Raw genomic sequence first — 22,824 nt, 5'->3', positions numbered from 1 at the left:
GATAAATGCTCCGGTCAGGCGTATTTGATACTCAGAACTTCGTAAGAGCGTACACCGCCGGGGGTGCGAACCTCGACACTGTCGCCTTCTTCTTTGCCGATCAGGGCGCGGGCGATCGGGGATTTGATATTCAGGAGGCCATTTTCAATATTGGCTTCATACTCACCGACGATCTGCCAGGTCTTTTCTTCGTCGGTATCTTCATCAACCAATGTCACCTTGGCGCCAAACTTGATCGCACCCGACAGCTTGGCGGGATCGATGACGTCGGCAAGCGACAGGATGCCCTCAAGCTCTTTGATGCGGCCCTCGATAAAGCCCTGCTTTTCACGAGCGGAATGGTATTCCGCGTTCTCTTTCAGGTCACCGAGTTCGCGGGCTGAGGCAATCGCCTCGATGATCGCCGGGCGCTCGACGGATTTCAGGTTTTTCAGCTCTGCCTCGAGCGCGGCATTGCCCGAAGGCGTCATGGGGATCTTTTCCATAGTCTTGTCGTCCACGCATAAATGTTACGCCCCGCCGCACAAAAGCGTCGGGGCGAAGGATGGGTTGGCAATTACCTGACCCAAATGGAGCGTGAATTGCAAGAGGGGAGGCGCGGGTTGTCAGTAAACTCGCAACTTAGCGCCGCCGTTTAGGAGGTTGATTGCGCCGGTGGCGCTGCCCCAACAGCTCCCCGCGTCGCCAACGGCTGGCATCGTGCCCAAGCCACAACATCTCAATCATACTGAACCACCTCGAATTCGATGCCGTTGTCGTCGCGGAAATAGAAGCGCCGCCCGGGCTCATAATCAGCGTGGTTGTGAGGTTTGAACCCTGCTTTGCGAACCTTTTCTTCGGTGGCTTCGATATCTTCGACCAGCACGCCCACATGGTTCAATCCACCCACGATATCATAGCTGCTTTCACTTAATGGCTTAGGATCATCGGGGGCGTAGAGTGCCAGATAGGTGTGAGCGCTGCCCACATGCACTGTGTAGCCACCGGCAATGGCCGGGCCTTCCCAGCGTGTTTTCCAGTCAAAGACTTTCTGCATCCACGCCGCAGATGCCTTTGGGTCGCGGACCGTGAAGTTGGTATGTTCCAGAGTCGCCATCATAGGATCTCCTTCCTGATTTAAAGGTTGTCCCGACTCACCGTAATTTCTAAACCTAACTTTAGGTCAAGGGATTTTTTTTTTGGAGAATGTTATGGCTGTTTCCGAAGGATTGGCGATTGGTGCTTTGGCTCGACGGACGGGGTTAGCTGTGTCGGCTATCCGGTACTATGAGGCGCAGGGTTTGATATCTCCGTGGCGAAACGCGGGTGGGCAGCGACGGTATCAGCGTGCCGATATTCGACGGCTAAGTTTTGTGATGATCGCACAGCAGTTCGGCCTGACCCTGCCAGAAATACGAGAAGTGCTTTTGGAACTGCCCGGTAATCGAACGCCGACGCCGCAGGACTGGAAAAACATCAGCGAAGGGCTGTGCACCCGGCTGGATCAGCGAATCGATACACTGATGCGGTTGCGCGACAATCTGGACGGCTGTATCGGCTGCGGCTGTCTCAGCTTGCCTAAATGTAAGCTTTACAACCCCGATGACAGGGCAAAATCCCACGGTAGCGGTCCCAGATACCTGATGGGCGATGCGCCAGAGGCTTGATGTGTCGAATAGCGTCATTGTTACGCCGTGTTTCGATTGACCAAAGTCTTTCCGACCATGTAATCAGCCGTGAAACAATATTGCGCCGACCAAGCGGTGAAAGCGCCAATTCGGAAAGTTAGCTAAGGAGCCCGCGATGGCCGAGATTGAACGCGAAGCGATGGAATACGACGTGGTGATCGTGGGTGCAGGCCCCGCGGGCCTGTCAGCGGCCATCCGTCTGAAACAGCTGGATGCCGACCTGAATGTCGTGGTTCTGGAGAAGGGCTCGGAAGTGGGTGCACATATCCTTTCGGGTGCTGTGCTGGACCCTTGTGGTCTGGATGCGCTGATCCCGGACTGGAAAGAAAAAGGCGCGCCGTTGAACGTGCCTGTGCATGAAGACAACTTCTACATGCTGGGTGAGGCGGGTCAGATCCGTATCCCCAACTTCCCGATGCCGCCGCTGATGAACAACCACGGCAACTACATCGTCTCGATGGGCAATGTCTGCCGCTGGATGGCCGAACAGGCCGAGGAACTGGGCGTCGAAATATTCCCCGGCATGGCCTGTTCCGAGCTGGTCTACGGTGAAAACGGTGAAGTCAAAGGCGTCGTGGCCGGTGTTTTTGGCCTAGAGGCCGACGGTTCTTACGGTCCTAACACTGAGCCGGGTATGGAGCTGCACGGTAAATACGTCTTCCTGTCGGAAGGCGTGCGCGGTTCACTGTCCAAGGAAGTCATCGCCAAATACGACCTGTCTGCCGGTAAAGAGCCGCAGAAATACGGCGTCGGCATGAAAGAGATCTGGGAGATCGACCCGGCCAAGCACAAAGAAGGCAGCGTCACGCACACCATGGGCTGGCCACTGGGCAGCAACGCGGGTGGCGGGTCGTTCATCTATCACCTTGAAAACAATCAGGTCTATGTCGGTTTCGTGGTTCACCTGAACTACAAGAACCCACACCTGTACCCCTACATGGAATTCCAGCGCTTCAAGCATCACCCGATGGTGGCCGAGCTGCTGAAAGGCGGCAAGCGCGTGGCTTATGGCGCACGTGCGATCACCGAGGGCGGTTATCAGTCGATGCCGAAGCTGGTCGCGCCGGGTGTGGCGCTGCTGGGCTGTTCGGCGGGCATGGTCAACGTGCCTCGCATCAAGGGCAACCACAACGCCATGCTGTCGGGTAAAGCAGCGGCTGAGGCCGCTTATGACGCCATCAAGGCCGAGCGTTCGGGCGATGAGTTGACCGCCTATGAGGCTGACGTTCGTGAAGGCGCAATTGGCGCCGACCTGAAGAAGGTGCGGAATGTCAAGCCGCTGTGGTCGAAATATGGCCTGACTGCCAGCCTGGTGCTGGGTGGCATGGACATGTGGACCAACACGCTGGGCTTTTCGCTGCTGGGCACGCTGGGCCACGGTAAGAACGACGCGGAATCGACGGAAGATGCCAGCAAGCATCAACCGATCGATTATCCGAAACCAGACGGTACACTTTCCTTTGATCGCCTGACGAATGTATCGTTTGCGGCCACCAATCACGAGGAAAGCCAGCCTTGCCATCTGAAACTGGCCGACCCGGAAATACCGGTGAAGGTCAACCTGCCTAAATTTGATGAACCGGCGCAACGTTATTGCCCCGCAGGCGTCTATGAAATGGTCGAGGATGAAAACGGTCCGCGATTCGTCATCAATTTCCAGAACTGTGTTCACTGTAAGACCTGCGACATCAAGGATCCCAGCCAGAACATCACTTGGACAACGCCGCAAGGCGGCGACGGACCGAACTACCCCAATATGTAGGCAAGAACATGGGCGTTGGCAGGGTCGTGAAGGCTCTGCCATTGCCCTTCGCCCACCAAAGCCCTAGCTTATCCTTCAGTCAACGACAGTAAGGCAGGCAATCGGTGGTTTCCCTGGTAAGACGTACGGCATTGGCCGTCATTCTCATCTCAGCAATAACGCTCCCGGCGGCAGCCGATACCGGGTCGGGGTCGTATCTGGCGGGGCGGCAGGCGATTTATCAAAGCGACTATCCAGCCGCCGAGCGCTATTATTCGCAGGCGCTTCAAGCAGATCCTAAAAACGCAAAACTGTTAGAAAACGTTGTTGTAGCGCGGTTGGCTCTGGGTGAAATCGAGCGTGCCTTGCCGGTTGCGAATGCCATCGAAGAACAAGATTTACCCAGCCAGGCTGCCCGGATGGTGATCTCGGCGAATTTGCTTGCAAGCGGAGAGCTGGATGAATTTCTGGCCCGTGACCCTGAGACACAGGGGGTTGGTCCTTTGGTCGATGGTCTGTTGATCGCCTGGACACACATGGCGCAGGGTGCCATGTCCAAGGCGATGGAAGAATTTGATGCGGTTTCCACGCAGGAAGGGCTTAAAGAATTTGCGCTCTACCATAAGGCTATGGCCTTGGCATCGGTCGGGGATTTCGAAGGGTCCGAAGCGATTTTTGAGGCCGATAATGGTGCTGTTGCCCGCTTCTCGCGCCGCGCGGCGTTGTCGCGAACCGAAGTTTTGTCGCAACTCGACCGCAACGAAGATGCGCTTCAATTCCTTGATGATGTGTTCGCTGCAGGAAGTGACCCGACCATTGAAGGGTATGTAAGTCGCCTGGCTAACGGCGAAACGTTGCCGTTTACACATGTGCGATCTGCACAGGACGGCATGGCCGAAGTGTTCTATTCAGTGGGTGCGGCACTGAGCGCCGAGGCCGCGCCCGACTATGTACTCCTCTATATTAGGGCCGCGACGTTCCTGCGCTCGGACCACATCGACGCCATCCTGTTGAGCGCAGAGCTGCTGGACGGGCTGGAGCAATATGATCTCGCCGTCGATGTCTATCGGCAGGTGCCGCCGACAAGCAGCGACTATCACGCTGCCGAGTTGGGGCGCGCCGAAGTGCTCAGCCGTTCCGATCGCAAAGATGCGGCCGCTGAAGTGTTGCAAAACCTCGCAGCGCAGAGCCCCGATTTGCCGGGTGTACATGTGGCTTTGGCAGACCTTCGGCGTCAGCAGGAAGATTATGCGGCGGCGGTTACGTCATATGACAAGGCCATTGCTTTGACTGAGGAAGGTGCAGGCAGCAACTGGTTCCTGCACTATGCACGCGGGATATCCCATGAACGTCTCAGGAACTGGGAGATGGCCGAGGCCGATTTCCGACGCGCGCTTGAGTTAAACCCGGATCAACCGCAGGTGCTGAATTACTTGGGGTATTCGTTGGTTGAACGAAAAGAGAAGCTGGATGAAGCGCTGGAGATGATAGAACGCGCGGTCGCTGCGCGGCCGGACAGCGGCTATATTGTCGACAGTCTTGGGTGGGTGTTGTTCCGCCTGGGCCGGTATGACGAGGCGGTTGATCACATGGAGCGAGCCGTTGAGCTGATGCCTGTCGATCCGGTGGTGAATGATCATCTGGGCGATGTTTATTGGGCTGTAGGTCGTGCTCGCGAGGCGGAGTTTCAGTGGAAACGTGCCCTGTCCTTCATCGACCCCGAAGACACCGATGGAGAGGCCGATCCTGAGCGTATTCGTCGTAAGATTGAGGTAGGGCTGGATACTGTCTTGCACGAAGAGGGCGCTGAGCCATTGAAAGTCGCCAATGAAGGCTGAGGCATTCGCCCCCGCCAAAATCAACCTGACCCTACATGTAACCGGCCAGCGAGACGATGGCTATCATATGCTGGATTCATTGGTTGCCTTCGCAGATGTCGGGGATCGACTTAGCTTTTCTTCGGGACCCAAGCTGGCGTTGTCGGTAGAAGGCGAGTTCTCGAACGGTGTGCCAATCAACCATAGCAATCTGGTCTGGCAGGCTGCGGAGGCGGCTGGCTGGACCGGCAGCATTGTTCTAGACAAGCAACTGCCCCATGGCGGCGGTATCGGAGGCGGGTCTTCGGACGCAGCCGCGGTCCTGCGCACGGCGACCGCTCAGGGGTTCAAAAACGCCAATGATATTGCGTTGTCGCTGGGGGCAGATGTCCCGGCATGCCTATACGCTGCCGCGGCGCGAATGCGAGGTATTGGTGAGCAGATCGAACCGATTAATTTGCCGCCATTGCCAGCTCTTCTTGTTAATCCGGGGATCGCAGTTCCAACCGGGCCGGTGTTCTCTGCGCTTCAAAGTCGAGAGAACGCGCCTATGCCAGCGAGAATTCCTACGTTCAAAACACCAGAAGATTGCGCGGCGTGGCTACGGGATCAGCGCAATGACCTTGAAGCGCCAGCGATGACGGTAGCGCCGGGAATTGCAGCTGTCCTTGATGCACTGAGCGATACACGCGGCGTGTTACTGACCCGCATGTCAGGTTCAGGCTCTACCTGTATCGCGCTCTATCCAACCCTGAAAGCGGCCCATTTCGCCGCCTACGAGATCGGAGCCGCGCAACCCAACTGGTGGTGCCGCGCGACAATGCTTAGTTGAGGCGCGAAACAACATAGTCCGCCAGATCGCCTAGCAATGTGCGGATTTCGTGGTCAGGAACGGCTTCCAATGACGCCTTCGCCTTGGCTGCCCAGCCGAACGCATCTGCGCGGGTAACTTCCAGCGTGCGGTATTTGGCCATCAGCGATAGGGCGTAGTCCAGATCGCCTTCTTCCTGACGTCCGCGCCCTATCGTGCGTTCCCAGAAAGCATGTTCATCCGCTGTGGCTTGCGCCACAGCTTTGATGACGGGCAGTGTTAGCTTTCGCTCGCGGAAGTCATCACCGACATTCTTGCCGGTGACCGCGCTATCACCTTGATAATCCAAAAGATCATCAGCGATCTGGAAGGCAACCCCAAGCGCATCACCATAATCATAAAGCGCTTTGACTTGAGCATCGTTTGCGCCGGCAATGACACCACCAACTTCGGTTGCAGCCGAGAAAAGCGCAGCAGTCTTCCCGCGTACAACTTGCAGATAGACACCCTCATCCGTGCCCAGATCGGTGGCCGCTGTCATCTGCAGCACTTCACCTTCCGCGATCGTGGCCGACGCGTTAGCCAGAATATCCAGAACCCGTAGCGAGCCTGTTTCAACCATCAGCTGGAAACTGCGGGAAAACAGATAGTCGCCAACCAGAACGCTGGATTTATTGTCCCATAGCAAGTTTGCGGTGGGCCGCCCACGTCGCTGTCCGCTTTCGTCCACGACGTCGTCGTGCAAAAGGGTCGCGGTGTGGATGAATTCGACAGTCGCGGCCAGCTTAACGTGATGGTCGCCGGAATAGCCAAATAACTGTGCAGCAGCCAGCGTCAGCATTGGGCGCAGGCGTTTGCCACCTGCCTCAACCAGATGTGCAGTCACTTCGGGGATACGTGGGGCATGTTCCGACGCCATTCGGGTCCGAATCAGCGTATTTACCGCTGCCATTTCACCCGCCAACATCTCAGCCAGACGCTCATGCGGTTTCGAGATCGTGCTGACGCTCATCACACTCCTGATACAAGGCTCGACATCCCAGTCACCTTGCCCTTACATCCATCCCCATGAAAGAACTATTGCGCAGCACCGATCCGACAATCCTGGCTTTTGCAACGGCTCTCCTTGAGGGCGAGGATATAGACTGCTTTCAGATGGACGTAAATATGAGCATCCTCGAAGGGGGCATAGGAATTTTCCCTCGTCGCTTGATGGTGCGCGCTGATGATCTGACCCGCGCCGAGCGCGTTATGCGTGATAACGAGATACCGCTGGGGCGATGAGCTTGTTTTCCGACAATGAGTTGACGCTGAATGAATTTCTGGGTGGTCGTGTGCGATTATGGCAACCAAAGACTGGGTATCGCGCGGGCGTTGATCCTGTCTTGCTGGCGGCTTCGGTTCCTGCCCTCAAGGGTCAGTCAGTGTTAGAGCTCGGATGTGGCGCGGGAGCCGCTATTTTGTGTTTGTTGGCGCGTGTTCCACAATTGCAGGCGACAGGGATCGAACTGCAACCCGCTTATGCGGAACTGGCGCGTCGAAATGCCACTCAGAACGCTATGGACCTGTCGGTGGTCGAGGCTGATCTGAGCGCGCTACCCAGAGACCTGAAAAAAGCACAGTTTGATCATGTCATCGCTAATCCGCCTTATTACAGGCCGGGTGCACATAGCCCATCGACCGATCCGGGACGGCAGATTGCTTTAGGTGAAAACACCCCACTAACAGCGTGGATAGATGTCGCGGCCCGGCGGTTAGCACCACGAGGATACTTGCACATGATCCAGAAAGCGGATCGCTTGCCAGACATACTGGCTGCATGCAGTGGCCGCTTGGGGTCGGCCGAAGTGTTGCCTCTTTCTGCACGCTTGGGCCGCCCGGCCGAGTTGGTGATTCTACGAGCTCGTAAGGGAGGTCGCGCCAGCTTTCGGTTACAATCTCCGCTGATAATGCATCAGGGGGATCGGCACCTCAAAGATGGTGAAAGCTATACTCCCGAGGTTTCGGCGGTGCTGCGCGATGGCGCCGCATTGGCCGGATTCGCTTCAGATCGGCAATGACCAGCCGAATTTGTCGGATTTATTACAGATTCTGTGCGTCTGCAGCGTGACAGGCTGGAAATGATGTGATCAACTTCTTACGTCATACTTACCAAACCAGAGAAGGAGGACCGCCATGAGCGTGAGCGCGCATCTGACGGAGTTGAAGAAAAAACACGAAATTCTCGGTCTTGAAGTAGAAGAAGCTCAACGCTCACCTGGTATTGACGATCTCCATATTGCACAGCTCAAGAAGCAGAAACTGAAGCTGAAAGAAGAGATCGAGCGCCTGTCGGCCTAAGCCTTCAGGCTGGCGCGGGCAGCGATTGCAGCGCCACCGGTGACAAGCAAGGCCGCGATCGCCAATCCCCACGACAGGGCGGCGATCCCGGCCAGAACCAATACAAGCGTCGATAGCAAAGGTGCCGCATATGAGGCGGTGCCGAGGATTTGAATGTCCCCGCGTTTAACTCCGATATCCCAAACATAGAACGCCAGCCCGACCGGGCCCAAACCCAAGGCGAGCGTTGAGGCCCAGCCTATTGCGCCCTTCGGCCAGACTGTTTCTTCAATTGCAAAATGCAGCGCCCAAGAGGCTATTGCTGTGATGATGCAGAACACCGCAACCGAACTTGTTGGTACATCGCCCAACCTTCGCGACAGAACCGAATAGCCTGACCAAGTCAGCGCACACAAAAGGGCCAGCCCATAACCGGGCAGATGTTGCGCCTGAAACCCTGCACTGCTGCCACCAGTAATGATCACTGCAGCCCCGGCAAAGCCAAGGCTAGCACCGATCAGGTGGCCAGGCTTCAGGTGTTCGCCGGGGAGCAAGCCGGACAGCAAAACAATGAGCAAAGGCCAGAGATAAGCGATCAGCCCCGCCTCAGCGGCGGGTGCCATGCGCAGGGCTGAGAAATACAGAGCGTGATATCCGAAAAGCCCAATTGCACCGAACAGATACGTGGTCCATGCGATCTGGCCCAACTGCCTCAGGCCTCCATTTGCTATAGTCCAGATCAGGCCCAAAGTTCCACCGATCGTAAAACAAATTGCGTTCAGCAACAGAGGTGGTGTGGGGGCTGAGCCCACGGTAAACAATGCCAGCAGAGACCACAGCAAGACGGCGACAAAGCCGATTGCGGTCGCACGGGAACGAGTCATGGGCGTCCAAGTTCCTTTTCTGGGATGATCTCGAAGTCGTCCCACATATGCGCGGTTTTTTCGATCTCTGCAAAGAACCATTCTCGGAAAGCTGCTATTTGTGGGCGGTCTTTGGCTTCGGACAGGCAAATGAATCGGAACCGCGCTTCGGTCTGCACCGCCACTTTGAACGGGGCGACAAGTCGGCCCTCGCTCACATCCTTGATGATTAAAGGCCGCCGCCCCAGTGCAACTCCCAACCCGGCGCAGGCTGCATCTATCGCGTGATCAGGTTGAGAAAAATGGGTGCCCGTTGCAGGTGAATACGACATACCAACGGCGCGAAACCAGGACGGCCAATCGCAACCAGGGGCGACCTTGAAGAGGGAATCATCAAATATCAGCGGTGCGTCACGCAGCGATTCCGGTGTCTGGAACCTCTCATGCAATTCAGGTGTCATAATAGGCGTCACCCAATCTGGTCTGGCGGCGTAGGAAGCTAGGTCAGCGTCGTCAGATATTCCAAATCGGATCGCCGCATCCACATCATCCCGCCGCAAATCGACAACCTTTAGTGATGCGGATAGCCGCAGTTCGATGTCCGGATGTAATCGTGCAAACTCGAACAAGCGGGGGGCCAACCACTTCGCGGTCAAGGCTGGTCCGGCAGTGAGAGTCAGCGTCCCGCTGCTTTGCAACCTTCGTGTTGCAGCCCATGCTGTCTGTAGAGTCGTAAATCCCTCTGCTGCGCCGGGTGCTAATGTGCGACCGGCCTCGGTTAGTTCAACGGCGCGGTTCAGGCGGCGAAACAGCGGTTGCCCGAGGTGCTCCTCAAGCGATTTGATCTGAAAGGACAGTGCAGCGGGGGTGACGTGTAGCTCTTCCGCGGCCTTGGCAAAAGACATGTGCCGCGCGGCGGCATCAAAGGCACGCAATGCGGTCAATGGTGGCAGGCGGTCGCTCATCCAGTTAAAATTTCCTTAACTGACTATACGAAAAAGCTCGTTTGTAAGCCCGATAAATAAGCCTCATCATCGGAGCAAGTCAAATGAAACTGATCTGAGAAAGAGGCAAACATGATTGAGATGACAACCCATCCTTCGGTTCAGCGTGCCTTTCAAAAGGCGCATTGCGAGCGCGGTAAAGCGGTCAGGAGCATCTGGCGAATGATTTTTGGTTCCCGCTGACCGCAGCGCGCGCGGACTTACGGGATAAAAGAAGGGCCGGTCCTTGATGGACCGGCCCGTTTTCGTTCCAATGCCGTTGGTTCAGACGAAGAACTGTGCACCGTTGGCCGAAATGGTCGAGCCGTTGATGAACTGCGAATCGTCCGAGGCAAGAAAGGCGACGCAACGCGCAATCTCTTCCGGCTCACCCAGGCGACCTGCGGGAATCTGGCCAATGATCGATTCGCGCACTTTTTCCGGCACTGCCATGACCATTTCGGTCGCGATATAGCCGGGGCAGATTGCATTGGCGGTGATACCGGCCCGCGCACCTTCCTGTGCCAGCGATTTTACAATACCCAGATCGCCTGCTTTTGTTGCGGCATAATTCACCTGGGCGAACTGACCTTTCTGGCCGTTGATTGAGCTGATCACGATGATCCGGCCGAACTTACGCTCGCGCATGCCCGGCCATACCGGGTGAACGGTGTTGAAGACACCCGTCAAGTTCGTGTCGATCACCTGATGCCATTGCTCAGGCGTCATCTTGTGGAACGGCGCATCGCGGGTGATACCTGCGTTGGCGACCACAATGTCGATCGGGCCGACCTCGGCCTCGACTTTTTCGATGCCCGCTTTGGATTCGTCGTAATCCGCAACATTCCATTTATAGGTGTTGATACCGGTTTCTTCGGTGAACTTTGCGGCGGCTTCGTCATTGCCTGCATAAGTGGCGGCAACATTATATCCTTCGGCCTTCAACGCCTTGGAAATTGCTGCGCCGATGCCGCGGGAACCGCCGGTTACGAGTGCTGTACGTGCCATTTAGGACTCCTCCAAATTTAGTCGTCTTGGTAATTCTGTTACTCTGAGAGTTAAGGTTGCGCAATATCGTTTCGCGATCGAATTAATCTTTCTGTCCGGCGATATTGTCGCAGTTTAGGGATATGATCCGATTGTAACAAAAAAGGGCGCCCTGTGGACGCCCTTTTGTAATTAGTTTTCAGCGCAATTAGTCGCGCTCCACGCACAATGCGACGCCCATGCCACCACCAATGCAAAGGGTCGCAAGACCCTTCTTCGCGTCGCGGCGCTTCATTTCGAACAGCAGGGTGTTCAGAACCCGACAGCCGGATGCACCAATCGGGTGACCGATAGCAATTGCACCGCCGTTGACGTTCACAATCGACGGATCCCAGCCCATGTCTTTGTTCACGGCGCAGGCCTGTGCAGCAAATGCTTCGTTGGCCTCGACCAGATCCAGATCGTCAACCGACCAGCCCGCTTTTTCCAGCGCTTTGCGCGAAGCGTAGATCGGGCCGACACCCATGATTGACGGGTCCAGGCCGGCGGTCGCGTATGAGGCGATACGGGCCAGAGGCTCAATTCCGCGCTTTTCGGCATTCTCGGCCGACATCAGCAGGGTGGCTGCGGCACCATCGTTCAGGCCCGAAGCATTTGCCGCCGTGACCGAGCCATCCTTGGTGAAAGCCGGGCGCAGTTTGGCCATCGCCTCCATGGTCGCGCCATGACGGATGTATTCGTCCTTATCCATCACGATTTCGCCCTTGCGGGTCTTGATGGTAAAGGGCACGATCTCGTCGGCGAATTTTCCAGCGTTTTGGGCCGCTTCAGCCTTGTTCTGCGAAGCAACAGCGAATTCGTCCTGCATGTCGCGGCTGATCTGCCATTTCTCGGCCACGTTTTCGGCAGTCTGACCCATGTGATAGCCGTTGAAGGCATCCCACAGACCATCGCGGATCATAGTGTCGATGTATTTCATGTCACCCATCTTGTGACCGGCGCGTAGGGCGGCGGCGTGGGGTGATAGGGTCATGTTTTCTTGTCCACCTGCAGCCACGATCTCGGCGTCGCCCAACTGGATGTGCTGAGCGCCCAGAGCGACAGCGCGCAGACCCGAGCCACAAACCTGATTGATGCCCCAGGCGGCGCTTTCCTGCGGCAGACCCGCGTTGATATGCGCCTGACGGGCGGGGTTCTGGCCCTGAGCGGCGGTCAGAACTTGACCCATGATGGTTTCGCTCACCTCGCCCTTGTCGATCCCGGCGCGTTCGACAACGGCCTCGAGGACGGCAGCGCCCAGATCATGTGCGGGGGTGTTCGCAAACGAACCGCTAAAGCTACCGACGCCCGTACGAGCGGCGGATGCGATTACTACGTTGGTCATACAGTCAATCCTTTACCGTCATGGTCTTTTGGGAAATCTGACGGCGCAGGTCGTGGAGAGGCTTTCTCCGGATACAAGAGCGCCTCGGGTTCCCCGCTCCAGCACCTTCTGCAATACCGCAATGCTGCATCTGCAGCAACGGGCAGCTTGTCTCAGAGTTGACTGCGGTGTATCTTTGCGCGGCTTCTTTCTATCAACTGCCTGTTTTTGAGGATTTTTCTTTGACCCAAGGTGAGGAGACCGAAGGTGCGCCGTACAAGAAGCCCTGCAGGCAATCGACCCCATTTTCGATCAGAAAAGCAGCATCTTCAGCGATCTCGACCGATTCGGCGGTCACGAGAATTTCAAATTCACGTGCCACGGCGATCAGCGCGCGCACCAGCGCCTGATTGTCAGAGTTCTTACTGACGCCACGTATGAACTGCCCGTCGATCTTGGCGGCGTCGAACAGAAACTCGCGAAAATGGCGAAAGCTGAAGTTGCTGGCTCCGAAGTCATCCAGCGCGAAGGCGATCCCGCGGGCTTGTTGCTGATCCATGAAGTCAACCACCAGCTCGGGCACCTGCATGGCTGACGCTTCGGAGATTTCCAGAATCAACCTCTCGCCCAGGCTTGCGTCTTTTTTCAGGAACCTATCCAGTACACGCGACCAGTTGGAATAACCGATGGATCGGGCGGACATGTTGATGGACAAGCGAATGCCGGGATTTCGGATCAGGGTGCGCAATCCCATGTCGAGCGCTATGCAATCCAGATCACGACCGATAGGCGTGTTTTCTACCTGTGGCATGAACTCGCGTGCGGGTATGACGCGACCGGTTTCATCCAATACGCGGATGAACCCTTCGTAAAAGGCGATCCCTTGCGGGGGGTGAGCCTGAATAACGGGTTGAAACGCCAGCCTGCATTGCTTGTGCTTTACCGCTTCAGTGGCCATCTGAACGACGGATTGGTCCCGAGAGGTGACGGCGGCGCTCAACGGGTTGTCCGACCCTTCAGGCAGGTCCGCGCGCTTCCTGTTTCCCATTTTCTACCATTCCTCTGATCCCGACGATTACGGTCCGGACAACAGTTTCAGGCAAGACAGGTAAAACCGGAGTTAATGAGCGTGTATTTATCTGCAGGTGTTGGGCCGGTGATCAGTGTGTGGACTGCCGGGCATGCCGCAGCGAAGCCGCCGCGCCAACCAGTGCTCCGAACAGTCCAAGCGCGGCCATAACAAATCCGAGACCCAAAATAGTCGGGACAGTTCCGTTGAGCGCGGCGGCCATGGTGATGACAAGACCCAGCAAACCAGTAACGGTAGAAATTCTCAGCAATTTTGACATGCGGGTCTCCGGAGAATGCTTACTTAAATCACCTCTCGGATATGGAGCAGCTGTGCCAAAAATCAAGCAGAGAAAAGGTCTTTTTGAGACTTAGGCCCGCTTTGGCGCGGTGGCGGACGCCTGCGGGTCGAATTGCTCAAACCCCGGTGTTCCGCTATCTTCCGGATGGCGGACAAGATGTTTGGCCTTGATCTGCTCGGAATTGTCTCGGCTACCATCATGGCTGTAGCCCGGAGGAGCAAAACAATACGCTAATCGCTGGCGCAATGTCAGCCCAGGCTGGGTGGCATCCTTCCAAATTCCGACCCATTCATGAAACGCCACGCGCAGTGGATTGAAGGTGCCGATATTGTGTACGAGGCCATAGTCGACCTTGTCATCTGCTTGCTCGGGAACAAATGTGCCAAACAGCCTGTCCCAGATGATGAACACACCGGCATAATTGCAATCCAGATAGCGTGCATTGCGTCCGTGATGGGCACGGTGGTGGCTGGGGGTGTTCATCAAGGCCTCGAACCAGCGGGGCATTTTGCCAATGGCTTCGGTGTGAATCCAGAACTGATAGATCAGGTTCAAGCCGCCGACAAACAGCACCATTGCGGGATGAAAGCCCAGCAGGATCAACGGCGCACGCACCACCATCATGAAGGTGAACGTATAGGTCCAGGTTTGCCGCAGCGCTGTTGTAAGGTTGTAATGTTGCGAGCTGTGGTGGTTCACGTGGCTGGCCCAGACCCAGCGGATACGGTGCCCGAACCGGTGGACCCAATAATAGCGCAGATCATCCAGCACAAAGCAGAGGATGATGACCGGGATCGAAGTGCCCAGGTTCAGCGGCGTGATTTGCCACAGCCACATGAAAAACGCATACGCGATGAAGCCCAGCAAAAAGCCTGAGGCAATGTTGCCCGCCCCCATGATCAACGAAGTCACGGCATCGCGCGTCTCATACCGACCGCCCTGACCTTTGACGGCGATCCATAGAAATTCCGCCAGAATGGCGGCGATGAAAAACGGTACGGCCCATTGCACCGCGTCGGGAAAGCTTACGTGATCAGTCATGCGGGTTCCATCAGATGTCGCCAGTGGCGGCACTCGGTTTCGTCGAGATGGATGAGTACGCGCGGAGTGCTGAAATCGTGAAATTGAACCTCAAACCCATCGGGATGGTCGATCCTGTCGAAATCCAGCAGATGCCGGGCTACGGTGTCAGCCCCGAAGGACCACAGCAACCCGGCGCCTGTCTCGGTTCGTACAAGGGCGGCATGACCGTCATGGGCGACCGTGACATCAATGACTGTGTCATCAGGGAAGTGTCGAAGCCATTGGATTTGTGCGGTTTCAGGCGTCAGTAGGCGCAAACGAGATCTACCCGTCAGATGCAACAATAGCGCGATCCCGGCAATGCCGCCGACAACAAGTCCCAACAGAATTTCCAGCGGCATTCGATCCTCCTGCTGACAAACTGCAAGAGGTCGAATTGCCTGTCAAAGGTGGCGTGGCGTCAGCCGTGCTCCAGGCCGTCCAGAACTTCGTGTTGCACCACCCGTTCGACAAAGGGCACCAAACCCTCGGGGCCCGATGTGCGATCTTTTAGATGGATGCAGATATCGGGGCGGCGCGCGGCAATGATGCCGACCATTTCACCGCGTATGTTGTCGTCCAGACCGGCACCCATGATGGCGCAGGCGATGCGGGGTTCGGTGTCCAGTTGTCGCCGGACCTCATTCTGATCATGTGCGCCCAGCCATTGGATAGGCAAATGATCCAACTGCCGTGCAACGTCACCGATTACATTCGGCAAACGGCCGATCAGTAATACTACTGGCTTCATATGGCCTCCATTTCGCTGATCACAAACGAAAACCGGCCCAACGGGGCCGGTTTCACTCTAACACAAAATGAAGCGGGCGGCTTTAGCTATTGGCCTCAACCAGAGTCGATATGATTGACTTCGCGCTTTCCGAGTTCCATTCCGCATCGCCGATCAGGCGCGCAATTTCCTGCCCTTCGGGGTTCAGAATGACGGTAATCGGCAGAGCGATGACACCGAATTCGCGTGCGGCGGCAGAGTTGGGGTCCTGATGGCGTGGCAGGTTGTCGATGCCGTTCTCGTCAAAGAACTTCTTGATCCCGGCAGGCGTGTTACGGCCAGTGGCCAAGGTCAGCACCTGGAACTTGTCGCCGCCAAATTCTTCCTGAAGCTCGGCAATCTGCGGCATTTCCTTGCGGCAGGGGGCGCACCATGTGGCCCAGAAGTTCACCAACACGTATTTGCCAGCATAGTCTTCTAGCGTGCCGACACCGCCATCGTCTTCCAACTGAAACTCGATGGTCTTGGCGGGTTTTGGTTCCTTATGCAGGATCAGCCGTTTCAACGTGCCATCGCGCAGCGCGCCCAGAGTCTCGGCATCCGTTGCCAAAGCGGCGTTTGCACCCAGCGCAAGGGCCATATAAAGGGGGATCAGACGAAATAGGCGCATATCAACTCCGGGTTTTCTTACATGACCGATCAATCCTCGAACCAGATGTGGGGCGGCCGCTTTGCCGCCGGTCCAGACGCGATCATGGAGGCAATCAATGCCTCGATCGGGTTCGATCAGCGGATGGCAGCCCAGGACATCGCAGGCTCGCGCGCCCATGCCGCCATGCTGGCTGCCACAGGCGTTATTACTGATAGTGATGCGCAGGCAATTCGGGAAGGGCTGCTCACCGTTTTGTCAGAAATCCAGAACGGTACGTTTCAGTTTTCGACCGCGCTGGAAGACATTCATATGAATGTCGAGGCGCGGTTGAAAGAGGTGATCGGAGAGCCAGCAGGTCGTTTACACACGGGTCGTAGCCGGAATGATCAGGTCGCGACCGATTTCAAACTGTGGGTCCGTGACCAACTGGACGCAGCGGAAACTGGCCTGCTGGCCCTGATCCGCGCGCTTTTGGCGCAGGCCGAAGCTGGTGCCGATTGGGTCATGCCGGGCTTTACCCATCTTCAAACCGCGCAGCCAGTGACCTGGGGCCACCATATGATGGCCTATGTCGAGATGTTTGGCCGCGACCTGTCCCGCGTCCGCGATGCGCGTGCACGGATGAACGAATCCCCCTTGGGCGCTGCTGCGCTAGCAGGGACCTCTTTCCCAATTGATCGACACATGACCGCCGAAGCGCTGGGCTTTGATCGCCCCGCAGCCAACTCGCTGGATGCCGTCAGCGACCGCGATTTCGCGCTGGAGTTCCTGTCGACAGCTTCGATCTGTGCGGTCCACCTGTCGCGCTTCGCCGAGGAACTGGTGATCTGGTCTTCGGCCCAATTCCGTTTTGTCACTTTGTCCGATCGGTTCTCGACCGGCTCGTCAATCATGCCGCAGAAAAAGAACCCCGATGCCGCGGAATTGATCCGCGCCAAAGTGGGTCGCATTTACGGCGCCAATACAGCGTTGATGATGGTGATGAAGGGCTTGCCGCTGGCCTATTCCAAGGACATGCAGGAAGACAAGGAACAGGTCTTTGATGCCGCCGACAACTGGATGCTGGCGCTTGCCGCAATGGAAGGGATGGTCATGGACATGACCGCCAACCGCGACAGCCTTGCAGTTGCTGCAGGGTCCGGTTTCTCAACTGCAACCGATCTGGCCGACTGGCTTGTCCGTGTGCTTGGCCTGCCGTTCCGCGATGCGCACCATGTAACCGGTTCGCTGGTTGCCCTGGCCGAGAGTAAAGGCCGCGACCTGCCTGACTTGACGCTTGAGGACATGCAGTCGGTTCATGCTGACATCACTGATGATGTCTATTCTGTTCTTACGGTCGAAAATTCGGTAAACTCGCGCCAGTCCTATGGAGGCACCGCACCGGATCAGGTGCGAGCCCAGATCAAGCGATGGAAGGCGCTGGTGTAATGCATATACGACGCGTGGTGCTGTTGATTGCGGTTGCAGGGGCTCTGGCTGGCTGCGGCGCTGACGGCGAACCTATCCAACCCACCATGAGCGCAAGTGTTGGCGTTGGCAGCAGCGGCACGTATGGCGGTGTCGGGGTTGGTGTGCGTCGCGGTGGTCTGGGCGTATTTCTGGGGCTCTGAGGCATTGCCATTCGTATTTGTCATCCCCGTGTGAGCAGAACAACCGGCTGCACGCCGCTCATCTGGACGTAAGGTGGCGACATGAAATTCTTTGGCCTGATCTTGGCACTTGTTGTTCTTGCAGCTTGCGACCCGGCATACAAACCACAACCCAAACCTGAGCCCGAAGCCCGCTCGACAGGAATTTCGGTATCTGGATATGCGCGGATCGGTGCATCGAAGACCTTCTAGATAGCGATGGGATTTCTGCAGATGGCTGGAATCATTTGATCCACATGCCTCTTTTGGTCTAAGCGCGCGGTATGGATCATTTTCTCTACCGCGACGGCGCGCTTTTCGCCGAGGATGTGCCAATCTCCGAAATCGCTGCAGCGGTCGGGACCCCGTTTTATGTGTATTCGACGGCTACTCTGCTGCGGCATTTCAAGCTGTTCGATGACGCGCTTGAGGGCACCGACCACCTTGTCTGCTACGCGATGAAAGCGGCCAGCAATCAGGCCATCCTGAAGACGCTGGCTCAGGCAGGTGCGGGGATGGATGTGGTTTCTGGTGGAGAGTACCTGCGTGCCAAGGCTGCAGGCGTGCCCGGCGACAAGATTGTCTTCTCGGGCGTTGGCAAAACTGCAGATGAGATTCGCACGGCATTGACTGGCGGAATTCGGCAATTCAACGTCGAATCCGAGCCTGAAATGCAGGTGATCAATGCAGTCGCGCTAGAATTGGGCGTGAATGCGCCGATCACCGTTCGGGTGAACCCGGATGTGGACGCCAAGACCCATGCTAAGATTGCTACTGGAAAGTCCGAGAATAAGTTTGGCATCCCGATCTCGCGCGCCTCCGAGGTTTATGCGTTGGCTGCAAGCCTGCCGGGCCTCGAAGTGATCGGGATCGACGTCCATATCGGCTCGCAACTGACCGAATTGGAGCCGTTCGAGTTGGCATATAACAAGGTCGCGGAACTCACTGAGCGTTTGCGCTTCGAAGGGCACAATATTCGGCGCCTTGATCTTGGGGGTGGATTGGGCATTCCCTATACGCGTTCCAATGACGCGCCGCCCTTGCCAGTTGAATATGGCGCGATGATCAAGAAAACGCTGGGCCATCTGGGCTGTGAGATCGAGATCGAGCCCGGCCGACTGATTGCGGGTAATGCGGGTCTGATGGTGTCCAAGGTCATCTACGTCAAATCCGGTGAGGACCGCGATTTCCTGATCCTTGACGGGGCGATGAACGACCTGATCCGCCCCGCTATGTATGAAGCGCATCATGATATAGTCGCCGTCGACGAACCTGCTGCAGGGGTCGAACAAAGGCCCTATGACATTGTCGGTCCTGTTTGCGAATCCGGCGATACATTTGCCAAGCAGCGCAACATGCCGCCGCTGAAATCAGGTGATCTGATCGCTTTCCGCAGCGCGGGGGCCTATGGCGCGGTCATGTCCAGCGAGTACAATACGCGCCCCCTGATCCCTGAAGTTCTGGTGAACGGGGATCAATTTGCCGTAATTCGTGAACGCCCAAGCTTTGACGAAATCATAAACCGCGATACCATACCAGAGTGGCTCTGACGCGATAGGCGCGCGGGCCGGATCAGGAGGCCCGCCTTGCGCGAGAACCATACCCTGCCGATTCCAAGACTGTCCCTGTGGCTGACGCATGGGGGCATGCTGGCCGAGCAGGTGATGCGCGCCTTCTGGCCGCTCTTTTCTATTCTCATGGCGCTGCTGGCCGCCCTGATGCTGGGGCTGCAGGATCTTGTGCGTATTGAGACCGTTTGGATTTCTGCGGCTTTTGGATTGATAGCGTTGATTGCGACCGCGATCTTGGGGATCAGGCGGTTTCACCTGCCAACCCGGTCTGAGGCGTTGGCTCGGCTGGATGAGACCCTGCCCGGTCGCCCGATTCAGGCATTAATGGATGATCAGGCAATCGGTGCGATGGATGCGGATTCGGTGGGGCTGTGGCAAGCACACCAGGCGCGCATGGCAGACCGTGCTTCAAATGCCGATCCGGTGAAACCCGACTTGCGGCTGGCCTCTCGCGATCCCTATGCGCTTCGCTATGCTGCATTGTTGGCGCTCGTCGTTGCAGCTCTGTTTGGTTCGTTCTGGCGGATTGGCTCGGTGGCGGATATGACGCCGGGGACCGCGCAGGCCGGGCAGGGCCCGACCTGGGAAGGCTGGGTTGAACCGCCACGTTACACGGGCTTGCCGACGCTTTACCTTGCTGATCAAACTGATCCAACACTTACAGTGCCCAAAGGCAGCCGCATCACGCTGCGGTTCTACGGGGAGATTGGTGCACACAGCCTTACCGAGACGACGACGCCGCTTGGAACCGAGGCCGCAACCGAGCCAGAGCAGGATTTTGTCGCCGATCGCTCGGGCCAGTTGCGGATCGAAGGTCCGGCTGGACGCGATTGGGCGCTGGACATACTCGCGGACACAAAACCACAGATCGAGGTGGCGGGCGCTGCTGAGGCCGAAGCTGGCGGACAGATGAAACTACCGTTCGCGGCGTCCGACGACTATGGCATCATTTCAGGCACGGCTCGGATCGAGTTGAATCTGCCTGCTGTGAATCGCGAATTTGGCCTGGTAACTGAACCGGAGCCGCGCGAGATCATCACGGTTGAGCTTCCGATGCCGATCACCGGCGACAGGACGGATTTTACCGAAGACCTGATCGAAGATTTCTCGCAGCACCCCTGGGCGCATTTGCCGGTGAAAATTACCCTCTTGGCCGTTGATGCGGCAGATCAGGAATCGGTGGCCGAACCTTATTTTGCCGATCTGCCTGCCCGGCGTTTCTTCGATCCACTGGCTGCTGCGGTCGCTGAACAACGGCGCGATTTACTCTGGTCGCGCGACAATGCACTGCGCGTTGCACAATTGTTGCGTGCCGTCTCGCATCTGCCCGAAGATTTGTTCCGCTCGGACACCGCCTACTTGCGCCTGAGGGTGATCTTGCGTCGGTTGGAAACCTTTGATCGGCACGGTGCGCTAAACCTCAAACAGCAGGAAGAGATCGCGCAGGCGCTATGGGATCTCGCTGTTCTGATCGAGGACGGAACACTGGCTGACGCTTTGGAGCGGATGCGCCGCGCGCAAGAGCGTTTGACCGAAGCAATGCAGAACGGTGCCAGCGATGAGGAAATCGCTGAGTTGATGCAAGAGCTGCGCGAAGCAACGCAGGATTATATGCGACAGCTTCAGCGTCTCGCCCAAGAAAACGGCGAAGATGGTCAGAACCAACAAGGCCAGAACGGCGAAACACTGCAGATGACGCAAGATGACCTGCAGCGGATGATGGATCGCATTCAGGAGCTGATGGAACAGGGCCGCATGGCCGAAGCGCAGCAGGCGCTGGAAGAGTTCCAGCAGATGATGGAAAACATGCGCGTCACGCAAGGGCAAGGTCAGGGTGGCCAATCTGAAGGTCAGCAGGCCATGGAGGGGCTGGCGGAAACTCTGCGGGAACAGCAAGGGTTGAGCGATCAGGCCTTCCGAGATCTTCAGGAACAGTTCAATCCGGGAGCCCAATCCGGCGAAAGTCAGGGCAATGAAGGCAGCAGCGGCGGGCTCGGGCGTGGACAAAGCCACGAAGGTCAGGGCGGACAGGGCCAGGGTCAGGATCAGGCAGGTGAGGGGCAGCAAGGTCAGGGATCTCTGGCGGATCGTCAGCAAGCGCTGCGAGATGAACTGGGACGGCAGGAACAAAGCCTGCCGGGTGGCGGCACACCTGAAGGTGATGCCGCACGTGAGGCGCTGGGCCGTGCAGGGCGAGCGATGGACGAGGCCGAAGACGCCTTGCGCAGCGATGATCTGGCCGAGGCGATCGACCGGCAGTCCGAAGCGATGGAAGCGCTGCGCGAGGGGATGCGATCACTGGGTGAGGCCATGGCGCAGAACCAGCAAAACCAGCCGGGGCAGGGTACGGAAGCGGGTGATATGCAAGCCAACAACCGCGACCCGCTGGGCCGCGCGCCGGGATCGGCAGGGTCGATCTCGACCGATGATAATCTGTTGCAAGGCGAAGATGTCTATCGCCGGGCGCGCGAGCTATTGGACGAAATCCGTCGCCGCACTGGCGAACAGGATCGGCCTCAGATTGAGTTGGAGTACCTCAAGCGCTTGCTCGAAAGGTTTTAGTTCTGCCCTGCACCACCGGTCTGTGATTCTAACCACAAACGCGCCTGATCGACCATTGATACATAAGATTTCAGCACCGGATCAGCTTGCGGTACCGCTTCGCTGATCTGGCTAGCATTGCCATAGATCAGAAACAGAATAACGCCGATGATCAGTATCAGCGCGAAGCCACGTAAAAATCCACCGGATTTGCGAGTTGGTGCATCTGTTTCAGCCTCGTCCGAACTGAGGTCGCTGCGCAGGCCCGAATTGATTGCCTCAACATCAGGTAGCTCATCGCGCTGACCTGCATCGGCTGCTGATTCAGTGGCGGAAGGTCTATTGGGTTTGACCTTTGGCTCTTCGGGTGGGTCAAGGGCCAGATCAGGCTGGCTTTCTAGACTACTGCCTTCACGCTCTCGCAGATCAGCCTCGCGCGCGGCTTCTTCTTTTAGGATGTTAGAAACTGCGGGATCTATGTTGCTGGCACTCTCATCATGAGATGCTTCGGCGACTGTTTTGACCTCCACAGGATCCGGCGAGTCTATTTCCTGCGTTGCCTCGACCTCTGTTTCGCCGGTGGCAGGGTGTTTTTCCTGAAACCAGGTCTTTTCGCAATTGGAGCATTGCACTTCGCGCCCGTCTTCTGGGATCACCTCGTCCGGGACTTCGTACTGGGCGCTGCAATTCGGACACGTTAAACGCATTCTGCCTCCTGG

26 protein-coding genes are annotated in these 22,824 nt (G+C 57.1%); 12 read left to right on the top strand and 14 right to left on the bottom strand.

Features of this window, described 5'->3' with window-relative positions:
* Positions 1 to 14: 14 nt before the first annotated feature.
* Together greA and ACR3EJ_RS01645 are read right to left on the bottom strand one after the other, a co-directional pair.
* A complete protein-coding gene (gene greA / locus ACR3EJ_RS01650) occupies positions 15 to 485 on the bottom strand; it encodes a transcription elongation factor GreA (RefSeq protein WP_170544695.1) in 471 nt (156 codons plus the stop codon).
* A gap of 233 nt (positions 486 to 718) precedes the next feature.
* Positions 719 to 1,099 (bottom strand): VOC family protein, encoded by a 381-nt coding sequence (locus tag ACR3EJ_RS01645; protein WP_170474136.1) that lies wholly within the window; start codon positions 1,097 to 1,099, stop codon positions 719 to 721.
* A 91-nt stretch (positions 1,100 to 1,190) separates the two neighbouring features.
* On the opposite strand from ACR3EJ_RS01645, the gene soxR reads away from it, so the two are divergent.
* The 4 genes from soxR to ACR3EJ_RS01625 all read left to right on the top strand — a co-directional run bounded on the left by soxR (position 1,191) and on the right by ACR3EJ_RS01625 (position 6,057).
* On the top strand, positions 1,191 to 1,646 hold the full coding sequence (soxR, locus tag ACR3EJ_RS01640; protein WP_170544692.1) for a redox-sensitive transcriptional activator SoxR: 456 nt from the start codon (positions 1,191 to 1,193) through the stop codon (positions 1,644 to 1,646).
* A gap of 136 nt (positions 1,647 to 1,782) precedes the next feature.
* The gene (locus tag ACR3EJ_RS01635) at positions 1,783 to 3,429 is read left to right on the top strand and encodes an electron transfer flavoprotein-ubiquinone oxidoreductase (protein WP_170544690.1); all 1,647 of its coding nucleotides are present in this window, start codon (positions 1,783 to 1,785) and stop codon (positions 3,427 to 3,429) included.
* Positions 3,430 to 3,533: 104 nt separating this feature from the next.
* On the top strand, positions 3,534 to 5,246 hold the full coding sequence (locus ACR3EJ_RS01630) for a tetratricopeptide repeat protein (protein WP_170703462.1): 1,713 nt from the start codon (positions 3,534 to 3,536) through the stop codon (positions 5,244 to 5,246).
* The gene (locus ACR3EJ_RS01625; protein ID WP_170544683.1) at positions 5,236 to 6,057 is read left to right on the top strand and encodes a 4-(cytidine 5'-diphospho)-2-C-methyl-D-erythritol kinase; all 822 of its coding nucleotides are present in this window, start codon (positions 5,236 to 5,238) and stop codon (positions 6,055 to 6,057) included. The genes ACR3EJ_RS01630 and ACR3EJ_RS01625 overlap by 11 nt, the downstream gene beginning before the upstream one ends.
* On the opposite strand, the gene ACR3EJ_RS01620 is transcribed toward ACR3EJ_RS01625, so the two are convergent.
* Entirely contained in the window at positions 6,050 to 7,048 is a 999-nt protein-coding gene (locus tag ACR3EJ_RS01620; protein ID WP_170544680.1) for a polyprenyl synthetase family protein, read from the bottom strand. The two genes, ACR3EJ_RS01625 and ACR3EJ_RS01620, sit on opposite strands and share 8 nt — an antisense overlap.
* Positions 7,049 to 7,104: 56 nt before the next feature.
* Here ACR3EJ_RS01620 and ACR3EJ_RS01615 point away from each other — a divergent pair, with 56 nt between their 5' ends.
* The 3 genes from ACR3EJ_RS01615 to ACR3EJ_RS01605 all read left to right on the top strand — a co-directional run bounded on the left by ACR3EJ_RS01615 (position 7,105) and on the right by ACR3EJ_RS01605 (position 8,376).
* Positions 7,105 to 7,320 (top strand): putative signal transducing protein, encoded by a 216-nt coding sequence (locus ACR3EJ_RS01615; protein WP_008755664.1) that lies wholly within the window; start codon positions 7,105 to 7,107, stop codon positions 7,318 to 7,320.
* Entirely contained in the window at positions 7,317 to 8,096 is a 780-nt protein-coding gene (locus ACR3EJ_RS01610) for a methyltransferase (RefSeq protein ID WP_170544677.1), read from the top strand. The genes ACR3EJ_RS01615 and ACR3EJ_RS01610 overlap by 4 nt, the downstream gene beginning before the upstream one ends.
* Before the next feature lie 115 nt (positions 8,097 to 8,211).
* Positions 8,212 to 8,376 carry a YdcH family protein gene (locus ACR3EJ_RS01605; protein ID WP_010443648.1) on the top strand — a complete coding sequence of 55 codons (165 nt, stop codon included), beginning with the start codon at positions 8,212 to 8,214 and terminating at the stop codon, positions 8,374 to 8,376.
* Here ACR3EJ_RS01605 and yddG read toward each other — a convergent pair.
* The 10 genes from yddG to ACR3EJ_RS01555 all read right to left on the bottom strand — a co-directional run bounded on the left by yddG (position 8,373) and on the right by ACR3EJ_RS01555 (position 16,383).
* Complete coding sequence (yddG, locus tag ACR3EJ_RS01600) at positions 8,373 to 9,239, bottom strand: aromatic amino acid exporter YddG (RefSeq protein ID WP_170544674.1); 867 nt, start codon at positions 9,237 to 9,239, stop codon at positions 8,373 to 8,375. The genes ACR3EJ_RS01605 and yddG overlap by 4 nt on opposite strands.
* Positions 9,236 to 10,183 (bottom strand): transcriptional regulator GcvA, encoded by a 948-nt coding sequence (locus tag ACR3EJ_RS01595; RefSeq protein WP_170544671.1) that lies wholly within the window; start codon positions 10,181 to 10,183, stop codon positions 9,236 to 9,238. Before ACR3EJ_RS01595 ends, yddG begins: the two co-directional genes overlap by 4 nt.
* 303 nt (positions 10,184 to 10,486) lie before the next feature.
* Positions 10,487 to 11,209 carry an acetoacetyl-CoA reductase gene (gene phbB / locus ACR3EJ_RS01590; RefSeq protein WP_010443651.1) on the bottom strand — a complete coding sequence of 241 codons (723 nt, stop codon included), beginning with the start codon at positions 11,207 to 11,209 and terminating at the stop codon, positions 10,487 to 10,489.
* 187 nt (positions 11,210 to 11,396) lie between these two features.
* Positions 11,397 to 12,572, bottom strand: coding sequence for an acetyl-CoA C-acetyltransferase (locus ACR3EJ_RS01585; protein ID WP_170544668.1), 1,176 nt, complete (start codon positions 12,570 to 12,572; stop codon positions 11,397 to 11,399).
* 193 nt (positions 12,573 to 12,765) lie between these two features.
* Complete coding sequence (locus tag ACR3EJ_RS01580) at positions 12,766 to 13,599, bottom strand: EAL domain-containing protein (RefSeq protein WP_170544665.1); 834 nt, start codon at positions 13,597 to 13,599, stop codon at positions 12,766 to 12,768.
* A gap of 112 nt (positions 13,600 to 13,711) precedes the next feature.
* On the bottom strand, positions 13,712 to 13,900 hold the full coding sequence (locus ACR3EJ_RS01575; protein WP_170544662.1) for a hypothetical protein: 189 nt from the start codon (positions 13,898 to 13,900) through the stop codon (positions 13,712 to 13,714).
* 90 nt (positions 13,901 to 13,990) lie between these two features.
* Complete coding sequence (locus ACR3EJ_RS01570; protein WP_170544659.1) at positions 13,991 to 14,962, bottom strand: sterol desaturase family protein; 972 nt, start codon at positions 14,960 to 14,962, stop codon at positions 13,991 to 13,993.
* Entirely contained in the window at positions 14,959 to 15,345 is a 387-nt protein-coding gene (locus ACR3EJ_RS01565; protein WP_170474180.1) for a hypothetical protein, read from the bottom strand. The genes ACR3EJ_RS01570 and ACR3EJ_RS01565 overlap by 4 nt, the downstream gene beginning before the upstream one ends.
* A 59-nt stretch (positions 15,346 to 15,404) precedes the next feature.
* Positions 15,405 to 15,734 (bottom strand): hypothetical protein, encoded by a 330-nt coding sequence (locus tag ACR3EJ_RS01560; RefSeq protein ID WP_170474183.1) that lies wholly within the window; start codon positions 15,732 to 15,734, stop codon positions 15,405 to 15,407.
* A gap of 82 nt (positions 15,735 to 15,816) precedes the next feature.
* On the bottom strand, positions 15,817 to 16,383 hold the full coding sequence (locus ACR3EJ_RS01555; protein ID WP_170474186.1) for a TlpA disulfide reductase family protein: 567 nt from the start codon (positions 16,381 to 16,383) through the stop codon (positions 15,817 to 15,819).
* 21 nt (positions 16,384 to 16,404) lie between these two features.
* Between ACR3EJ_RS01555 and argH the strand changes: the two genes are divergently transcribed.
* The 5 genes from argH (at position 16,405) to ACR3EJ_RS01530 (ending at position 22,126) form a co-directional block, all read left to right on the top strand.
* On the top strand, positions 16,405 to 17,793 hold the full coding sequence (argH, locus tag ACR3EJ_RS01550; RefSeq protein WP_170544656.1) for an argininosuccinate lyase: 1,389 nt from the start codon (positions 16,405 to 16,407) through the stop codon (positions 17,791 to 17,793).
* Complete coding sequence (locus ACR3EJ_RS01545) at positions 17,793 to 17,975, top strand: argininosuccinate lyase (RefSeq protein ID WP_170544654.1); 183 nt, start codon at positions 17,793 to 17,795, stop codon at positions 17,973 to 17,975. The genes argH and ACR3EJ_RS01545 overlap by 1 nt, the downstream gene beginning before the upstream one ends.
* Positions 17,976 to 18,056: 81 nt before the next feature.
* A complete protein-coding gene (locus ACR3EJ_RS01540; RefSeq protein WP_010443671.1) occupies positions 18,057 to 18,206 on the top strand; it encodes a hypothetical protein in 150 nt (49 codons plus the stop codon).
* 71 nt (positions 18,207 to 18,277) lie between these two features.
* Positions 18,278 to 19,543, top strand: coding sequence for a diaminopimelate decarboxylase (gene lysA / locus ACR3EJ_RS01535; protein ID WP_170544648.1), 1,266 nt, complete (start codon positions 18,278 to 18,280; stop codon positions 19,541 to 19,543).
* A gap of 36 nt (positions 19,544 to 19,579) precedes the next feature.
* Positions 19,580 to 22,126, top strand: a complete 2,547-nt coding sequence (locus tag ACR3EJ_RS01530) for a TIGR02302 family protein (RefSeq protein WP_170544645.1) — start codon at positions 19,580 to 19,582, stop codon at positions 22,124 to 22,126.
* Here ACR3EJ_RS01530 and ACR3EJ_RS01525 read toward each other — a convergent pair.
* Positions 22,123 to 22,812 carry a zinc-ribbon domain-containing protein gene (locus tag ACR3EJ_RS01525; RefSeq protein WP_170544642.1) on the bottom strand — a complete coding sequence of 230 codons (690 nt, stop codon included), beginning with the start codon at positions 22,810 to 22,812 and terminating at the stop codon, positions 22,123 to 22,125. The genes ACR3EJ_RS01530 and ACR3EJ_RS01525 overlap by 4 nt on opposite strands.
* Between the last annotated feature and the right edge of the window lie 12 nt (positions 22,813 to 22,824).

It is taken from the genome of Ruegeria sp. AB11 (assembly GCF_056536325.1).
This window is presented reverse-complemented; position numbering and strand designations above follow the sequence as displayed.

What these genes read in the sequence shown, in the direction of transcription:
- greA (WP_170544695.1), bottom strand. Translation starts at nt 485, where the DNA reads ATGGAAAAGATCCCCATGACGCCTTCGGGCAATGCCGCGCTCGAGGCA.
- ACR3EJ_RS01645 (WP_170474136.1), bottom strand. Translation starts at nt 1,099, where the DNA reads ATGATGGCGACTCTGGAACATACCAACTTCACGGTCCGCGACCCAAAG.
- soxR (WP_170544692.1), top strand. Translation starts at nt 1,191, where the DNA reads ATGGCTGTTTCCGAAGGATTGGCGATTGGTGCTTTGGCTCGACGGACG.
- ACR3EJ_RS01635 (WP_170544690.1), top strand. Translation starts at nt 1,783, where the DNA reads ATGGCCGAGATTGAACGCGAAGCGATGGAATACGACGTGGTGATCGTG.
- ACR3EJ_RS01625 (WP_170544683.1), top strand. Translation starts at nt 5,236, where the DNA reads ATGAAGGCTGAGGCATTCGCCCCCGCCAAAATCAACCTGACCCTACAT.
- ACR3EJ_RS01620 (WP_170544680.1), bottom strand. Translation starts at nt 7,048, where the DNA reads ATGAGCGTCAGCACGATCTCGAAACCGCATGAGCGTCTGGCTGAGATG.
- ACR3EJ_RS01615 (WP_008755664.1), top strand. Translation starts at nt 7,105, where the DNA reads ATGAAAGAACTATTGCGCAGCACCGATCCGACAATCCTGGCTTTTGCA.
- ACR3EJ_RS01610 (WP_170544677.1), top strand. Translation starts at nt 7,317, where the DNA reads ATGAGCTTGTTTTCCGACAATGAGTTGACGCTGAATGAATTTCTGGGT.
- ACR3EJ_RS01605 (WP_010443648.1), top strand. Translation starts at nt 8,212, where the DNA reads ATGAGCGTGAGCGCGCATCTGACGGAGTTGAAGAAAAAACACGAAATT.
- yddG (WP_170544674.1), bottom strand. Translation starts at nt 9,239, where the DNA reads ATGACTCGTTCCCGTGCGACCGCAATCGGCTTTGTCGCCGTCTTGCTG.
- ACR3EJ_RS01595 (WP_170544671.1), bottom strand. Translation starts at nt 10,183, where the DNA reads ATGAGCGACCGCCTGCCACCATTGACCGCATTGCGTGCCTTTGATGCC.
- phbB (WP_010443651.1), bottom strand. Translation starts at nt 11,209, where the DNA reads ATGGCACGTACAGCACTCGTAACCGGCGGTTCCCGCGGCATCGGCGCA.
- ACR3EJ_RS01585 (WP_170544668.1), bottom strand. Translation starts at nt 12,572, where the DNA reads ATGACCAACGTAGTAATCGCATCCGCCGCTCGTACGGGCGTCGGTAGC.
- ACR3EJ_RS01580 (WP_170544665.1), bottom strand. Translation starts at nt 13,599, where the DNA reads ATGGGAAACAGGAAGCGCGCGGACCTGCCTGAAGGGTCGGACAACCCG.
- ACR3EJ_RS01575 (WP_170544662.1), bottom strand. Translation starts at nt 13,900, where the DNA reads ATGTCAAAATTGCTGAGAATTTCTACCGTTACTGGTTTGCTGGGTCTT.
- ACR3EJ_RS01570 (WP_170544659.1), bottom strand. Translation starts at nt 14,962, where the DNA reads ATGACTGATCACGTAAGCTTTCCCGACGCGGTGCAATGGGCCGTACCG.
- ACR3EJ_RS01565 (WP_170474180.1), bottom strand. Translation starts at nt 15,345, where the DNA reads ATGCCGCTGGAAATTCTGTTGGGACTTGTTGTCGGCGGCATTGCCGGG.
- ACR3EJ_RS01560 (WP_170474183.1), bottom strand. Translation starts at nt 15,734, where the DNA reads ATGAAGCCAGTAGTATTACTGATCGGCCGTTTGCCGAATGTAATCGGT.
- ACR3EJ_RS01555 (WP_170474186.1), bottom strand. Translation starts at nt 16,383, where the DNA reads ATGCGCCTATTTCGTCTGATCCCCCTTTATATGGCCCTTGCGCTGGGT.
- argH (WP_170544656.1), top strand. Translation starts at nt 16,405, where the DNA reads ATGACCGATCAATCCTCGAACCAGATGTGGGGCGGCCGCTTTGCCGCC.
- ACR3EJ_RS01545 (WP_170544654.1), top strand. Translation starts at nt 17,793, where the DNA reads ATGCATATACGACGCGTGGTGCTGTTGATTGCGGTTGCAGGGGCTCTG.
- ACR3EJ_RS01540 (WP_010443671.1), top strand. Translation starts at nt 18,057, where the DNA reads ATGAAATTCTTTGGCCTGATCTTGGCACTTGTTGTTCTTGCAGCTTGC.
- lysA (WP_170544648.1), top strand. Translation starts at nt 18,278, where the DNA reads ATGGATCATTTTCTCTACCGCGACGGCGCGCTTTTCGCCGAGGATGTG.
- ACR3EJ_RS01525 (WP_170544642.1), bottom strand. Translation starts at nt 22,812, where the DNA reads ATGCGTTTAACGTGTCCGAATTGCAGCGCCCAGTACGAAGTCCCGGAC.